The sequence below is a fragment of the Pseudomonas sp. A34-9 genome (genome assembly GCF_029543085.1).
In the GTDB taxonomy this organism is placed as follows: Bacteria; Pseudomonadota; Gammaproteobacteria; order Pseudomonadales; family Pseudomonadaceae; genus Aquipseudomonas.
Map to the genome: position 1 here is coordinate 4,720,615 of NZ_CP119967.1, position 15,402 is coordinate 4,736,016.

The following is a 15,402-nucleotide window of genomic DNA, read 5'->3' on the forward strand; positions in this document are numbered from 1 at the left end:
GATGTACGCCATGTAGGAGCTGCCGAAGGCTGCGATCTTTTAAGGTTCCAGGCCGATGCGGAAGAACTCGCCGCCGCTCCACACCCCCAGCCAGCGCTGCCCGTCGATTTCGCGGCTGACCGCCAGTTCCACCAGTTGATAGAACACATTGCGGTGGATCAGCGCTTCAAGATTGGTCCGCACATGCACGTAAGGCGCCGGCTCTTGGGTCGTGGGATCAATCTCGACGCGGATCGGATGCTCCGGCCCGGCCTCGGCAGTTTCATCGACGTTGGTGGTAAAACGCAAAAGCTGCGCCTCGCCCTCGCCTTCAACCTCGACCGCAATCGCCACGAACGGCGCATCATCAACCTTGATCCCGACCTTCTCGACTGGCGTGATCAGGAAATAATCATCGCCGTCGCGGCGCATGATCGTGGAGAACAATTTGACCATCGGCTTGCGCCCGATCGGCGTGCCCAGGTAATACCAGGTGCCGTCGCGGGCGATGCGCATGTCGATGTCGCCGCAGAAGTCCGGGTTCCACAAGTGCACCGGCGGCAAGCCTTTGGTTTTGGGGATCTGTCCCAACAGGTCATTGGCTTTTTGCGGCCCACTCATGGCGCTCTCCTTGAATTATTGGTCGCCGACTCCCAACAGGCTGCGCGCGTACTGTGCCAGCGGCGGGCCGATCAGGTCTTCGGGTTTGTTGTCGTGGAACGTCAGTAAACCGCCACGACTCTTGATCCGTGCAGTATCAATCAAATACTGGGTGCTGGTCTCGATCAACATGATCTGAATCACGCCGCCGTCGATGCCAAGGCGATCAACTGCCTCCTGATCGAGCCATTCATCGGAGTTGCCGATGCGGTCGTCAGCTTTGGCGAAGCGGGTGTACAGCAGATAGTGCGCGCCGGCGTCGCGGGCTTCGCCCATCGCCTGATCGAGGCCTTCCGGCGCACGCGCACGGCGGACCATCGGGAAGTATTCGACGAAGCCTTTGAAGGCCTCTTCGGCCACAACGTTCGGCCGTGGGTAAGAACCGCCCGGTGGTGCGAAAGCACCTTGCGCGATGTAGATGAACGAGTCCGGCTGAATGCGGAAATTATTTACGCGACGGCTGTCGCTGTGATCCAGCAAGCCCGCGTCGCTCATCTGGTAGCGAGTGCCTTCGGCCATATCGCTGACAGTCATACAGCCGCCAAGCGCCAAAACGGCCAGCAGCAAAACCAGGCTACGCATCCTATTCCTCCAAAGGCCGGTGACGGAAAACCGGCGAATGGCCGTTGGATGCAGCTTTTGCGCCAGCTCGGGATTTTTGGCGAATGATGGATCGCCTTGCTCGCGAAAGCGGTTAATCAGCCGCCGATGATTTTCATGACGGTCGCACCGCCCGAGAACGCCACTTCCTGCTTGTCCCCCAACGCCTTGACCAGCAAGCGCTGCAGCGCCGGCAGCGCCTGATGACGCGGCTTGTCGAGCAGATCGCCGACATAGTGACGATTGCTCGAAGACAGGCAGCCATGCAGCCAACCGGTCGACGACAAGCGCAACCGCGAGCACGTCCGGCAAAACGGCACACTTTCGTTGGCGATCACGCCGAAGTTGCCCAGCCCCGGGATCGCGTAGCGCACGGCCGTAGCGTCCACTGGTGCGTCGGTTTGCGCGTACTCATAACGTTCGCCAATCAGCTCCAGCAGCTGCTGCAGGCTGACGAACTGTTGCAGGAACGCATTGTTGTCCTTGGCCAGGTGGCCCATGCGCATCAACTCGATGAAGCGCAGTTCGTATCCGCGTTCCAGGCAGTAATCCAGTAGCGGCATTACCTGATCAAGATTCTGCCCGCGCAACGGCACCATATTGACCTTGATCTTCATCCCCGCCGCTGCGGCCTGGTCCATACCATCGAGCACCGTGGCCAGATCGCCGCCACGGGCGATACTGCGAAACGCGCTGGCATCGAGGGTATCGAGGGACACGTTGATGCGGCGCAGACCGGCATCCACCAGCAGCGGCAGTTTTTTTGCGAGGAGTTGACCGTTGGTGGTCAGGCTGATGTCTTCCAGGCCCATCTTGCCGACAGCGGTCATGAACGATTCGAGCTTGGGGCTGACCAGCGGCTCGCCGCCAGTGATGCGCAGCCGCTCGATGCCGGCGGCTTCGATCAGATACGCCACGCCACGCGCCATGGCTTCAGCCGACAGCTCATCCTGCGCAGCCACCAGCCGCTTGCCGTCAGGCACGCAGTAGGTACACGCGTAATTGCAGGCTGAGGTCAGGCTGATCCGCAAATTGCGAAAACGCCTGCCTTGACGGTCAACGATCATGATCACTCCGGCGAAAGAATTTCGAGCCGCTAAAACTTGACTCACAAATCAAGTTTTAGCAAGCCCTATGCCTGAGTATATTCCTGCGGTCCTGCGTCATGTAGCGAAATCATGGCGCAATAAGGCAGCTGAATGGCTCAGCTGCTTGGGGTTTCCGGATCGCGCTTGCGTTTGTTGCCCATGCGCACGCCGATGTCCATCAAGAACTGGAAGAAACCTTCCTGATCTTCCAGCACATTGCTCCAGAACGGCGAGTGATACAGCGCGACAGCGCCATGCACCAGCGCCCAGGATGCGCAGTAATGGAAGTACGGCGGCACGTCTTCGAGCTTGCCTTCGCTGATGCGGCCCTTGATCAACAGGGTCAGGCGTTCGAAGTTCGAGGCGCGGATCTTGTGCAGCTCCTCGACCATTTCCGGCACCTGATTGCCCTTGACTACCTTTTCTTCGAGGCGGTCGAACAGGCGATAGCGTTGCGGGTCACGCATACGGAATTCGAAGTAGGCGCGGGACAGCGCTTCCTTGTCCTTGTCGACATCGGCCGAATGCAGCAGCTCGTTCAAATCGCGCTCGTAATCGAGCATCAGGCGCAGATAAATCTCGGCCTTGGATTTGAAGTGCTTGTAGATCGTGCCTTTGCCGATACCCACGGCATCAGCAATCATCTCGACGGTGACACTGTCTTCACCTTGGTCGAGGAACAGCTTGAGCGCGGTATCGAGAATTTCTTGCTCGCGGCGACGAAACTCACGGACCTTACGAGGTTCTTTGTGCATAAGAAAAGGTCTGAAGGGTCAAAATTCGAAGCCGCGTATTATGCCTAACTTGCGCAAAAATGCACGGATCATCCGACCATATCTGTGTTTCTTGTTCATTTTGAGAACGTTTTGGGCGCAATGAGAACTCAACTGAAGCGATCGTATTCCAAATTTGTTTAAAAACCCCGACCGGCTAACTGGACTGCGCGCCAGACTGATCAATACTTGAACTGTCGGGCGACATCTCCCCCAAGTGTCGCGCCGGTAAAGGTACCAAGGGACCGCGTGCCTTTGTTTTACTCCTAATGGTCTTAACCCGGATTCACCCCCCAGAACCCGGGTTTTTTTTGCCTGCGATTTGGCCCTTGCTCCTGCTACCTGCGGCAGTTCCTACAGGGCAGATTTGACCGAAGCCCGCGGGAACAGACGCTTGAAGTTCTCAGTGGTCTGCTCGGCAAAACGCTCGTAGTTTTCTCCGCGCAGCATCGCCAGGAATTCCGCCACTTCGCGCACGTACTGCGGCAGATTGGGTTTGCCGCGATAAGGGATAGGCGCCAGATACGGCGAATCGGTTTCCACCAGCAAGCGATCGGCCGGGACCTTGCTCGCGACATCACGCAACGCATCGGCATTGCGGAACGTCACGATACCCGACAGGGAAATGTAATAACCCATGTCCAGCGCCGCTTTGGCCATGTCCCAGTCTTCGGTGAAGCAATGCAGCACACCGGCCTGCGGCAGTGCCGCTTCGCGCAGCAACTCAAGGGTATCGGCACGCGCGCCACGGGTGTGGATGATCACCGGTTTGCCAGTCTGCTGCGCCGCTTGCAGGTGCAGGCGGAACGACGCCTGCTGTAGCTCGGCGGCTTCCGGCTCGTAGTGATAATCCAGGCCGGTTTCACCGATCGCCACCACTTTCGGGTGATCGAGTTCGTGCAACAGCCAGTCCAGCGCAGGCGCCGCGCCGGGTTGCACATCGAGCGGATGCACACCGACCGAACAATCGACATCGTCATATCGCTCAGCCAGGGCTTTGACGTCAGCGGCGTTATCGGCACTCACGCCGATGCACAGGAAGTGCCCCACTCCGCGCCCGCGGGCCGCATCCAGTGCAGCATCCAGCGAGCCGTCATGGGCGGCGAGGTCAAGGCGATCAAGGTGACAATGGGAATCTACAAGCATAAAAAGACGGCTACTTACATCGTATGAGTGGGACGGTCGGATTTAAGCGCTCCGGCCAGATGGGTTTCGATGCGACTGCGCGCAGTGTTGTCGCCATCGTTGAACTGTACGCCGACACCGGCAGCGCGATTGCCTTGTGCGCCTTTGGGGGTGATCCACGCAACCTTGCCGGCCACCGGGATCTTCTCGGCCTCGTCCATCAGGTTGAGCAGCATGAACACCTCATCACCCAACCGGTAACTCTTGTTGGTCGGGATGAACAAGCCACCGTTCTTGATGAACGGCATGTACGCGGCGTAGAGCACCGACTTGTCCTTGATGGTCAGGGACAAAATGCCGTTACGCGGCCCCGGGCTGACAGGTTCATTCATGCTCACCTCCACTGCTGATGTTCAGAGTCTAGGTACACATTGTTATCTTTGGCCAGGCAAACTCGCCCATTGCACCAACAACGCTTCCAGCAACAAAGCCGGATTGAGGTTGGCCTTGCTCAGGATTTTCTGGCGCTGGGCGAGGATCCAGTCCTGAATCTCCAGGACTTTGCCTTGCGCACTTTTCTGCGCCAGGTACTGCACGACCTTGCGCATGTCAGTCAGGCCGAGGCCGGCTTCATCCTGAGTCAGCTGATAACGCAGGATCAGGCTCGACCAATCGCAGAACCAGTCAAACAGCCGGAGCATTGGAATGCTTTTCCATTCTTCGGCCAGTTGTGTCGGCGACTGCTGCTGCTTAAGCAGTTTTTTCACGCCTTCGACCACTTGTGCACGCTGCTCGCGCGCACCCTGAGACTGCAGACTGACCGCCATCAACGGCGAGCCGGCCGCCAGCGTCAGCAATTCGACACGTTCGTCTTCGGAGCAATCCGGCAACGCCTGAGCCAGCCATTGCAAACTCATCGTTTCGCCCGGCAGCGGACAAGCCTGCTGCACGCAACGACTCTTGATCGTCGGCAGCAAACGACTGGTCTGATGGCTGACCAACAGCAAAACCGTATCGCCGGAAGGCTCCTCAAGGCTTTTCAGCAAGGCGTTGGCGGCGTTGATATTCATCGACTCGACCGGCTCGATCAGCACCACTTTACGCCCGCCAAGCTGCGCGGTTTGCACCACGAAGCTGACCAGATCTCGCACCTGATCGACCTTGATGGCCTTGTCGGCTTCTTCCGGTTCGAGGATGTAATTGTCAGGATGGCTGCCGGCCTTGAGCAGCAGGCAGGATTTGCACTCGCCGCAGGCTTCCGGCGTCGGCCGCTGGCACAACAGGCTGGCCATCAAGCGTTCGGCCAACGCGCGTTTGCCGATGCCGGCGGGACCATGCAGCAGATAGGCGTGTGCGTGCTGCTTACGCCCGGCCAGTTGCTGCCAGAGACTGTCCTGCCATGGATAGGCTTCAGCCACGAGCCAGCTCCAGCAAGTTCGGAATCAACGTATCCAGCGATTGTTGAACCTTGGCCAATGGCTGACCGGCATCGATGCGCACATAGCGTGCAGGATCGGCTTCGGCGCGCTGGAGGAAAGCGCTACGCACAGCCTCGAAAAAAGCCCGGCCTTCCAATTCAAAACGGTCCAGACGACCACGGGCACTGGCGCGGGCCAGACCGATTTCCACCGGCAGATCGAAAATCAGCGTCAGGTCCGGGCGCAGATCACCTTGCACAAAGGTTTCCAGCGCGGCGATGCGCTCCAGCGACAAGCCGCGACCGCCGCCCTGATAGGCGTACGTGGAATCGGTAAAGCGATCGCACAGCACCACCGCGCCTCGGGCCATGGCCGGACGAATCACTTCGGCCAGGTGCTGGGCACGCGCGGCGAATACCAGCAACAGCTCGGCATCCGGATTCATGACTTCGTCGGCCGGCGCCAGCAGCACCTCGCGAATCCGCTCGGCCAGCGGCGTGCCACCGGGCTCACGGGTCAGCACCACTTCGATACCGGCGGCGCGCAGGCGCTCGGCGAGGTATTCGCGGTTGGTGCTTTTGCCGGCGCCTTCCGGGCCTTCCAGGGTAATAAACAAGCCAGTCACAGGCAGTCCTTAATCAACGTCATTGCGTGTTTTGTGGGGCGGCGGCTTCTGGAGTCGGCGCTGGCTCCTGTGGTGCAACTTGTGGCATCGACTCCGGTGATATATCCGGAGATGCCGCAGGAATCGCATCCCCGGCAGCGGGAGCCGCTTCAGGCGTTTGCGCCGGCGCAGGGCTGGAGCGGTAATCCGCACGGCGCTTGAGCTGATACTCACGCACTGCATTGTTATGCGCATCGAGATCGTCAGAGAACACATGACTGCCGTCACCACGCGCAACAAAGTACAGGCTGGTGCCGTCTACCGGGTTCAATGCCGCGTGAATCGCTTCGCGGCCAACCATTGCGATCGGCGTCGGCGGCAAGCCGGGAATCACGTAAGTGTTATACGCCGTCGGCTCTTTCAGATGCGCACGGGTCAACTTGCCGGTATAGCGATCGCCCAGACCATAGATGACGGTCGGATCGGTCTGCAACTGCATGCCCAAGGCCATGCGACGCACGAAGACACCGGCAATCTGCCCGCGCTCCTGCGGCACGCCGGTTTCCTTCTCGACCAGCGAAGCCATGATCAGCGCTTGATAAGGTTCGGTGTACGGCACATCGGCAGAACGACTTTCCCATTCTTTCGCCAGAACTTCATCAAGGCGATCAAAGGCTTTCTTCAGCAACTCGGCATCGGACATGCCGCGCACGAATCGGTAGGTATCGGGGAAGAAACGTCCTTCCGGGAACAAACCTTTGTGGCCAATCCTGGCCATGACGTCGCTGTCGCTCAAACCGTTCAGGGTCTGTTCGATCTTTTCATCTTTGGCCAACGCGGCGCGCACTTGGTGGAAATTCCAGCCTTCGACCAGCGTCAGGCTGTACTGCACCACTTCACCGCGCTTCCACAAGTCGATCAGACCGTTGACGGTCATACCCGGCTGCATGCGGTATTCGCCGCTGTGGATCGGTGTACCGGCGAGGTTGAAGCGCCAGTAGACGCGCAGCCAGAAGGCGTCCTTGATGACGCCATCGGTTTCAAGTGAAAGGAAAGTACGGGTCGGTGTCGAGCCTTTCGGCACATCCAGCAGTTCTTCCTGCGTGATGTTCAGAGGCTGCTCCAGTGCGGAGTGAATCTTCCAGGCGCTGGCGCCCAGCAACAGCCCTGCCAGAACCAGTCCGGTTTCCAGCAGCAGCAAAAGTTTACGTCTCACAAATCAGGCATCCAGTAGGGCGCGGGCAATGGTTTGCAGTTTACGGGTGAGCGGGCCAACCGGCCAGCTCAGTGCAGCGTAGGCGCGTACCGGCCAGACGCCATAAACGCTGTTGCAGACAAACACTTCATCGGCCCATTGCAGCTGTTCGAGGCTGATGTCAGCGATTTGTGTGGGGATGGCCAATGACTCGGCCTGAAACAATATTTCGGCGCGCATCACACCGGCGACACCGCAGCGCTTCAGATCCGGCGTGATCAATACACCGTCGCGCACCAGAAACACGTTGCTGAACACCGCTTCGATGACCCGACCTGCCTGATCGAGCATCAAGCCTTCGGCGTGCTCGCTGTCCTGCCATTCGGCACGGGCGAGCACTTGCTCCAGTCGATTGAGGTGTTTGAGTCCAGCGAGTAGCGGCTGCCTGGCCAGGCGCGTGCTGCACGGGAACAGGCGAACGCCTTGTTCAGCATGAACAGCAGGATAAGCAGCAGGCGGATTGCCTTGCAGGATGCGACGACCCGAGGCCGTGGGATCTGGCGCATAACCGCGCAAACCGTCGCCACGGCTGAGGATGAGCTTGAGTACACCCTCGCCCATCGCCGCCGCATAACTCAGCAGCTCATGGCGGATCAGCTCGATATCGGCCGCAATGGCCAGACGCGAACAGCCATCGGCCAGACGCGTCAGGTGTCGATCCAGCAGAACCGGCTGGCCGTCACGCACGGCGATGGTCTCGAACAGACCGTCGCCGTAAGCCAGGCCGCGATCTTTCAGCGACAGAGCGTCAGCCGGTTGACCGTCGACCCAACTGTCCATCAGCCTGCGAACCGGCGGAATGCCAGGGTGCCGTTGGTGCCGCCAAAACCAAAGGAGTTGGACAGCACGACATCGATGTCCATGTTGCGCGCGGTGTGCGGCACAAAATCGAGATCGCAGCCTTCGTCCGGCTCGTCGAGGTTGATGGTCGGCGGTGCGACCTGGCTGTTGATCGCCAGCACGCTGAAGATCGCCTCGACTGCGCCCGCCGCACCCAACAGGTGACCGGTCATGGACTTCGTCGAGCTGACCGCCAGCTTGTAGGCGTGATCACCGAACACGGTCTTGATCGCATTGGCTTCGGCGAGGTCGCCGGCCGGGGTAGAGGTGCCGTGGGCGTTGATGTATTGCACTTGATCGATGTTGATCTTCGCATCGCGCAACGCGTTGGTGATGCAGCGTGCCGCACCGGCGCCGTCGGCGGGTGGCGAAGTCATGTGGAACGCATCGCCACTGGTGCCAAAGCCGATCAGCTCGGCGTAGATGGTCGCACCGCGCGCCTTGGCGTGTTCAAGTTCTTCGAGCACCAGTGCACCGGCGCCGTCGGACAGCACGAAACCGTCACGGCCCTTGTCCCAAGGACGGCTGGCGCGGGTTGGCTCGTCGTTGCGGGTCGACAGTGCACGGGACGCGCCGAACCCGCCCATGCCCAGACCGCACGCAGCCATTTCGGCACCGCCGGCAATCATCACGTCGGCTTCGTCGTACATGATGTTGCGCGCCGCCATGCCAATGCAGTGCGTACCGGTGGTACACGCAGTGGCGATGGCGTAGTTAGGTCCCTGCGCACCCAGGTGGATGGACAGAAAACCGGAAATCATATTGATGATCGAGCCTGGCACGAAGAATGGCGAGATTCGACGCGGACCCGTCTCATGCAGAGTACGGCTGGTTTCTTCGATGTTGGTCAGACCGCCGATCCCCGAACCCATGGCTACGCCAATGCGTTCACGGTTGGCGTCGGTGACTTCCAGACCGGCGTTGCGCACGGCTTGAAAGCCGGCGGCGAGGCCGTACTGAATGAACAGGTCGAGCTTGCGCGCTTCCTTGACCGACAGGTATTCCTCGACATTGAAGCCCTTTACCGAGCCGCCAAAGCGGGTGGAATAGGCAGAAAGGTCGGTGTGTTCGATCAGACCAATGCCACTGCGGCCAGCCAGAATGCCCTGCCAACTGCTCGGCACATCCGTGCCCAGTGGCGACAACATACCCATACCGGTGACTACGACGCGTCTACGCGACACAGCACTCTCCTTTTTCAAATGACGATTTTGCATCAGGCCTAAAGAAAAAACCGCACGCCATGATGGCAGTGCGGTTTTTCCATGACAGCAAACAACGATTACAAACTATTACGCCTGGTGGCTAGTAACGTAGTCGATTGCAGCTTGTACAGTAGTGATCTTCTCAGCTTCTTCGTCAGGGATTTCGGTCTCGAATTCCTCTTCCAGAGCCATCACCAGCTCAACGGTGTCAAGGGAGTCGGCACCCAGGTCTTCAACGAAGGAAGCAGTGTTAACCACTTCTTCTTCTTTAACACCCAGTTGCTCGGCAACGATTTTCTTGACGCGCTCTTCGATGGTGCTCATACCTTGTTTTCACTCCTAATGGACAAATTCAGGCAGCTGGCCAGTGGGTAAGTGTATAGAAAGACTTTTCAGCATTTCAACTGAAAGCTTCACTCCTCAAACCCTGCGGCCCTCTGCCTATAAATAGATTGCAGCTTTATAACGGATTTTAGACAGCTCGTATGACATTTTTTTGAAGCAATCCGTCACATTTTACTTACATGTACATCCCACCGTTCACCGGGATTGTAGCCCCAGTGACGTATGCCGCACCGTCGGATGCAAGAAAAGCGACCACAGACGCGATCTCTTGAGCTTGTCCCAGACGACCCAGCGGAATCTGCGTCTGCAAGGCTTCACGCTGTGCTTCAGGCAGCTCGCGCGTCATATCGGTGTCGATAAACCCTGGGGTTACCGAGTTGACCGTAATCGAACGCGAACCGACTTCACGCGCCATTGCACGGCTGAAACCTTCCAGACCGGCCTTGGCGGCTGCATAGTTTACTTGGCCTGCGTTGCCCATGGCACCCACCACCGAGCCAATACTGATAATTCGGCCCCAACGCGCCTTGGTCATGCCGCGCAGAACGCCCTTGGACAGGCGGAATAGACTGTTCAGGTTGGTATCGATCACGTCGTACCACTCATCGTCTTTCATGCGCATCATCAGGTTATCGCGGGTGATGCCGGCATTATTGACCAGGATCGCCACTGGCGCACCAAACTGCTCCTGAATGCTCGCCAGCACGGCGCTGACCGATTCATCGCTGGTAACGTTCAGCTCAAGGCCAGTGCCCTGAATACCATTTTCCTTCAGGGTTGCCGCAATGCGCTCAGCGCCCGAAGCGGAAGTCGCGGTGCCAATAACGATGGCGCCCTGACGACCCAGTTCCAGTGCGATAGCCTGGCCGATACCGCGGCTTGCACCGGTGACCAGTGCAACTTTACCTTGCAGACTCATGCAAGTTTCTCCTGATTCAGGCTTGCGCTGCACGGGCGGCAGCGAAAGCGTCTGGGGTATTGAGGTTGGAAGTCGCGACGCCTTCGGCGCAACGTTTGTTCAGACCGGCCAGGACTTTGCCCGGGCCGCATTCGACCAGATTGGTCGCGCCCTTGGCGGCCAGAGTCTGTACCGACTCGACCCAGCGCACTGGCTTGTAGAGTTGTTCGAGCAGATCGCGCTTGAGGGTTTCCAGATCGGCCGGCACTTGCGCGCTGACGTTCTGTACCACCGGGATCTGCGGTGCCTGCCAGTCGATGGCGGCGATGGATTCGGCAAAACGCTCGGCAGCCGGACGCATCAGCTCGCAGTGCGACGGCACGCTCACCGGCAGCGGCATGGCACGCTTGGCGCCACGCGCCTTGCAGCCTTCGATGGCGCGCTCAACGGCAGCCTTGGCACCGGCGATGACCACTTGGCCTGGCGAGTTGAAGTTGACGGCGCTGACCACCTCACCTTGCGCAGCTTCTGCGCAGGCTGCCAGCACGTCGGCATCTTCCAGACCAAGAATGGCAGCCATGCCGCCCTGCCCGGCCGGAACCGCTTCCTGCATCAACTGACCGCGACGCTCAACGAGCTTGACCGCGTCAGCCAGTGTCAGGCTGCCGGCAGCGACCAGCGCGCTGTATTCGCCCAGGCTGTGACCGGCAACGAATGCCGGACGCGCACCGCCTTCAGAAAGCCACAGACGCCACAGGGCGATCGAAGCGGTCAGAATGGCCGGTTGGGTTTTATCGGTTTGATTGAGCAGCTCTTCCGGGCCCTGCTGGGTCAGTGCCCACAGGTCATAGCCCAGAGCCTCAGAAGCTTCTTTGAACGTTTCGAGGATCAACGGATATTCCGCGCCCAGCTCGGCCAACATGCCGAGGGACTGCGAACCCTGTCCTGGAAAGACGAATGCGAGGGAAGCAGACATGTAACAAGCCCCTAATGATCTTGTCGTCGGAAAATGACGCCCCACTGGGGGACGCAAGAAACTGACAGTTGGATGGCCCTTTGAACCGGGCGGTCACATTTAAGCATTGTCCGACGAAAACGCCTAAGACAACAAATCCTCCAGACGACCGTGGAGGCGCTCGGGCAGGTTCTCCTGAATCTCGATCAGCGCACGTTGAATCGCACTCTGAAAGCCCTGAACCCCGGCCGAACCGTGACTTTTCACGACGATACCCTGCAAACCGAGAAAGCTTGCGCCGTTATGTCGCGCCGGCGCCAGATCCGCCTGCAAGCGCTTCATCAATGGCAGCGCCAAGGCACCGACCGCACGGGAAGCGAAGTTCTTTTTGAACAGCGCCTCGATACGCGCCGCGATCATCGTCGCCAGGCCTTCGCTGGACTTGAGCAGGATATTGCCGACAAAACCGTCGCAAACCACCACGTCAGCCTCTCCGCGATACAACCCGTCGCCTTCGATAAAACCGATGTAGTTGATGCCGCGAGCAGACTGCAACAGTGTCGCAGCCAGTTTGACCTGCTGATTGCCCTTGATGTCTTCGGTGCCGATGTTCAGCAGCGCGACACGCGGGCGATGGATACCCAGCGTCTGCGCCGCCACCGACCCCATCACCGCAAACTGCAGCAGATGCTCGGCACTGCAATCGACATTGGCGCCCAGATCGAGCAACTGGCAAAAACCCTTCTGCGTCGGAATCGCGGCAACCATGGCCGGACGGTCAATACCCGGTAACGTTTTCAGAACGAACCGCGACAGCGCCATCAGCGCACCGGTATTACCGGCACTGACACACGCTTGAGCCTTGCCGTCACGCACCAGCTCGAGAGCGACACGCATCGACGAATCCGGCTTGCTGCGCAAGGCCTGGGTCGGTTTTTCGTCCATGGTGATGACTTCGCTGGCCGCAACAATCGTCAGGCGCGCGCGATCGGCAGCCGATTGGCCGTTGATCAGTTCTTCTAGAAGGGAGGGTTGACCGACGAGGGTCAGGTGCAGGGAGGGTGTAGCAGACAGGCAAGCAAGGCTGGCCTGAACAATGCTGCGGGGACCGAAGTCCCCGCCCATTGCGTCAATCGCGATGACTTGAGCGGACAAGTGATTACTCGTCAGCGCCCTTGTCGATCACTTTACGGCCACGGTATACGCCTTCTGGCGATACGTGGTGACGCAGGTGAACTTCACCAGTGGTTTTTTCTACAGACAGAGTGCTAGCCTCGAGAGCGTCGTGCGAACGGCGCATGTCACGGGCAGAGCGGGATTTTTTGTTCTGCTGAACAGCCATAATTGATTAACTCCTAAACGTTTGGGTCACGCTTTAACTGCGCCAATACACTGAACGGGTTGGACCGCGTTGACTCGTCCTCGCTCGGTTCGGGCTCATCGAGACCCGCCGGCTGCTGGCATTCTTCCGGATGATGAGCAGGCACAATGGGCAAGGCGAGCAGAAGCTCCTCCTCGATCAGTGACTGCAGATCCAATGGATCTTCGCCCAGTTCCAGCACGTCATAACCTTTCGGCAACGACTGGGTATTCGCACCCTCTTTCACCACAGCATAACTGCATTCGCTGTGGATCGGCAGGGTGACCAGCTCAAGACAACGCTGGCAAACCATTTTGACCTCGGTGTCGATAAAGCTGTGGATTACCACAGATTTACGTTCATCTCGTTCAAAAACGAATTTCGCCTGCACCGTACCGACATTGTCGGAAAGCGGGTCGCAGAGTCTCTCCAAATCGGCCAGCAGCATTTCACCTTGAAGGGTGGTGCCACGATCAGCCAATTTGCGCGGGTCAACGTGAGGTGGAATCGGGTCATTCAACATAGGCGCAGCATTATAGGGATGCACCCAACCATGTCAAAGGAAATTGTGCCCTGTCCGTCACTTGCGTGCCTCCGCTAGAATCTGCACCTGCCTCAGGAGACGCGAATGCTGCCTTTATTACTCGCTTCAAGCTCGACCTATCGTCGCGAATTGCTCGCCCGCCTGCACCTGCCGTTCGTCTGCAGCTCGCCGGATATCGATGAAAGCCATCGCCCGGGCGAGTCCGCCATCGAACTGGTCAAACGCCTTGCCGAACAAAAAGCCCGGGCACTGGCCGACAGCCACCCCGCTCATCTGATTATTGGTTCAGACCAGGTTGCCGTGCTTGGCGAGCAGATCATCGGCAAGCCGCACACGTTCGAGAAAGCCCGCGAACAACTGATGGCCGCCAGCGGCGCCAGCGTGACCTTTCTGACCGGCCTGGCCCTGCTCAATAGCCAGACGGGCGAGTGCCAGGTCGATTGCGTGCCTTTCACCGTACACATGCGCCAACTCGATCAGGCGCGCGTTGAGCGCTATCTGCGCATCGAGCAGCCTTACGACTGCGCTGGCAGCTTCAAGGCTGAAGGTTTGGGTGTGAGCCTGTTCCAGTCAACCGAGGGGCCGGACGCGACCAGCCTGATCGGTTTGCCGCTGATTCGGCTGATCGACATGTTACTGATTGAAGGCGTGCAAATCCCTTAAAAGCAAAAGATCGCAGCCTGCGGCAGCTCCTACATGGCAATGAATAACCCTGTAGGAGCTGCCGCAAGCTGCGATCTTTTGATCTTTACGACGAATCAGCGCAACGAAGGCCCGTGGAAACCCATCCACATCGCCAACTGCTCAGCCACACTGGCACCGAGCTTCTTCGAGAAGCGATCGAACGGCGACTCCTGAACAGTGAAGTCCACCAACTCTTTCTCACCAATCACATCCCGCGCTACCGAACTGGCATTGCCCAGACCATCAATCAGACCCAGCGGCAGCGCCTGCTCGCCCGACCAGACCAGCCCGGAAAACAGCTCCGGATGCTCTTTGTCTTTCAGACGATCGCCACGACCCTGCTTGACGCTGTTGATGAACTGCTTGTGCGTGGTATCCAGCACGCTTTGCCAGAACGCCGTTTCTTCAGGCTTCTGCGGCTGGAACGGATCGAGGAACGACTTGTGCTCGCCCGAGGTGTACGTACGACGCTCGACGCCAAGTTTCTCCATGGTGCCGACAAAGCCGTAACCGGCCGCCGTCACACCAATGGAGCCCACCAGACTCGCCTTGTCGGCGTAGATCTGATCCGCCGCACTGGCGATGTAATAAGCACCGGACGCCCCCAGATCGGAAATCACCGCATACACCTTGATCTCAGGATGCAGGCCGCGCAGACGCTTGATCTCGTCATACACATAACCCGACTGCACCGGACTGCCGCCAGGACTGTTGATCCGCAGGATCACGCCCTTGACCTTCTTGTCCTCGAACGCCGCGCGCAGACTGCCGACAATGTTGTCGGCGCTGGCCGGCTCCTTGTCGGCAATCATGCCAGTGACGTCGATCAACGCGGTGTAGTTCGGCCCACGCGTGGCGCTTTTTTCCATGTCCATCAGCGGCGTGAACAAAATCAGCGCAACAAACAGATAAACAAATGTCAGCAGCTTGAAGAAAATCCCCCAACGCCGTGAACGACGCTGCTCCTGGACGCCAGCCAGCAGCGTCTTCTCTAACAGCTTCCAGCTTTTCTCGTCACCGCCGTCGGCACTTGCCTTGGCCGGTGCTTTCCATTCGTCGGTCATGCCAT

General features: G+C 58.9%; 19 protein-coding genes. 1 reads left to right on the plus strand and 18 read right to left on the minus strand.

The annotated features are described in order from the left end of the window. Nucleotides 1-39: 39 nt before the first annotated feature. From P3G59_RS21000 to P3G59_RS21080, 17 genes are all read right to left on the minus strand, one after another. Nucleotides 40-600 carry a DUF1285 domain-containing protein gene (locus P3G59_RS21000; RefSeq protein WP_053122580.1) on the minus strand — a complete coding sequence of 187 codons (561 nt, stop codon included), beginning with the start codon at nucleotides 598-600 and terminating at the stop codon, nucleotides 40-42. Between the two features lie 15 nt (nucleotides 601-615). Beyond that, nucleotides 616-1,221, minus strand: a complete 606-nt coding sequence (locus tag P3G59_RS21005; protein ID WP_007967613.1) for a DUF4823 domain-containing protein — start codon at nucleotides 1,219-1,221, stop codon at nucleotides 616-618. 116 nt (nucleotides 1,222-1,337) lie between these two features. Next, nucleotides 1,338-2,306 carry a radical SAM protein gene (locus P3G59_RS21010; RefSeq protein ID WP_277758818.1) on the minus strand — a complete coding sequence of 323 codons (969 nt, stop codon included), beginning with the start codon at nucleotides 2,304-2,306 and terminating at the stop codon, nucleotides 1,338-1,340. Between the two features lie 137 nt (nucleotides 2,307-2,443). Next, nucleotides 2,444-3,082 (minus strand): TetR/AcrR family transcriptional regulator, encoded by a 639-nt coding sequence (locus P3G59_RS21015; protein ID WP_007908276.1) that lies wholly within the window; start codon nucleotides 3,080-3,082, stop codon nucleotides 2,444-2,446. 372 nt (nucleotides 3,083-3,454) lie between these two features. Continuing rightward, nucleotides 3,455-4,246 (minus strand): TatD family hydrolase, encoded by a 792-nt coding sequence (locus tag P3G59_RS21020; protein ID WP_277758819.1) that lies wholly within the window; start codon nucleotides 4,244-4,246, stop codon nucleotides 3,455-3,457. A 14-nt stretch (nucleotides 4,247-4,260) separates the two neighbouring features. Further along, on the minus strand, nucleotides 4,261-4,617 hold the full coding sequence (locus P3G59_RS21025; protein ID WP_007908272.1) for a PilZ domain-containing protein: 357 nt from the start codon (nucleotides 4,615-4,617) through the stop codon (nucleotides 4,261-4,263). A gap of 42 nt (nucleotides 4,618-4,659) precedes the next feature. Further along, nucleotides 4,660-5,643, minus strand: a complete 984-nt coding sequence (locus P3G59_RS21030) for a DNA polymerase III subunit delta' (RefSeq protein ID WP_277758820.1) — start codon at nucleotides 5,641-5,643, stop codon at nucleotides 4,660-4,662. Further along, complete coding sequence (gene tmk, locus P3G59_RS21035; protein WP_277758821.1) at nucleotides 5,636-6,268, minus strand: dTMP kinase; 633 nt, start codon at nucleotides 6,266-6,268, stop codon at nucleotides 5,636-5,638. The genes P3G59_RS21030 and tmk overlap by 8 nt, the downstream gene beginning before the upstream one ends. 19 nt (nucleotides 6,269-6,287) lie before the next feature. Further along, nucleotides 6,288-7,463, minus strand: a complete 1,176-nt coding sequence (gene mltG, locus P3G59_RS21040) for an endolytic transglycosylase MltG (RefSeq protein WP_277758822.1) — start codon at nucleotides 7,461-7,463, stop codon at nucleotides 6,288-6,290. A 3-nt stretch (nucleotides 7,464-7,466) separates the two neighbouring features. Continuing rightward, complete coding sequence (gene pabC / locus P3G59_RS21045; RefSeq protein ID WP_277758823.1) at nucleotides 7,467-8,282, minus strand: aminodeoxychorismate lyase; 816 nt, start codon at nucleotides 8,280-8,282, stop codon at nucleotides 7,467-7,469. Next, on the minus strand, nucleotides 8,282-9,526 hold the full coding sequence (fabF, locus tag P3G59_RS21050) for a beta-ketoacyl-ACP synthase II (protein ID WP_016986028.1): 1,245 nt from the start codon (nucleotides 9,524-9,526) through the stop codon (nucleotides 8,282-8,284). The genes pabC and fabF overlap by 1 nt, the downstream gene beginning before the upstream one ends. Nucleotides 9,527-9,634: 108 nt before the next feature. Beyond that, nucleotides 9,635-9,871 (minus strand): acyl carrier protein, encoded by a 237-nt coding sequence (gene acpP / locus P3G59_RS21055; RefSeq protein ID WP_003175607.1) that lies wholly within the window; start codon nucleotides 9,869-9,871, stop codon nucleotides 9,635-9,637. Between the two features lie 196 nt (nucleotides 9,872-10,067). Then, nucleotides 10,068-10,811, minus strand: coding sequence for a 3-oxoacyl-ACP reductase FabG (fabG, locus tag P3G59_RS21060; RefSeq protein WP_007908254.1), 744 nt, complete (start codon nucleotides 10,809-10,811; stop codon nucleotides 10,068-10,070). A gap of 16 nt (nucleotides 10,812-10,827) precedes the next feature. Next, the gene (gene fabD / locus P3G59_RS21065; RefSeq protein ID WP_095112883.1) at nucleotides 10,828-11,766 is read right to left on the minus strand and encodes an ACP S-malonyltransferase; all 939 of its coding nucleotides are present in this window, start codon (nucleotides 11,764-11,766) and stop codon (nucleotides 10,828-10,830) included. A 123-nt stretch (nucleotides 11,767-11,889) separates the two neighbouring features. Continuing rightward, the gene (gene plsX / locus P3G59_RS21070; protein WP_277758824.1) at nucleotides 11,890-12,900 is read right to left on the minus strand and encodes a phosphate acyltransferase PlsX; all 1,011 of its coding nucleotides are present in this window, start codon (nucleotides 12,898-12,900) and stop codon (nucleotides 11,890-11,892) included. A 4-nt stretch (nucleotides 12,901-12,904) separates the two neighbouring features. Further along, nucleotides 12,905-13,087, minus strand: coding sequence for a 50S ribosomal protein L32 (rpmF, locus tag P3G59_RS21075; RefSeq protein WP_003179396.1), 183 nt, complete (start codon nucleotides 13,085-13,087; stop codon nucleotides 12,905-12,907). Nucleotides 13,088-13,100: 13 nt separating this feature from the next. Continuing rightward, on the minus strand, nucleotides 13,101-13,628 hold the full coding sequence (locus P3G59_RS21080; protein WP_007908248.1) for a YceD family protein: 528 nt from the start codon (nucleotides 13,626-13,628) through the stop codon (nucleotides 13,101-13,103). 105 nt (nucleotides 13,629-13,733) lie between these two features. Between P3G59_RS21080 and P3G59_RS21085 the strand changes: the two genes are divergently transcribed. Beyond that, a complete protein-coding gene (locus tag P3G59_RS21085; RefSeq protein ID WP_277758825.1) occupies nucleotides 13,734-14,312 on the plus strand; it encodes a nucleoside triphosphate pyrophosphatase in 579 nt (192 codons plus the stop codon). A gap of 95 nt (nucleotides 14,313-14,407) precedes the next feature. On the opposite strand, the gene sppA is transcribed toward P3G59_RS21085, so the two are convergent. Continuing rightward, complete coding sequence (sppA, locus tag P3G59_RS21090) at nucleotides 14,408-15,397, minus strand: signal peptide peptidase SppA (protein WP_122842557.1); 990 nt, start codon at nucleotides 15,395-15,397, stop codon at nucleotides 14,408-14,410. Between the last annotated feature and the right edge of the window lie 5 nt (nucleotides 15,398-15,402).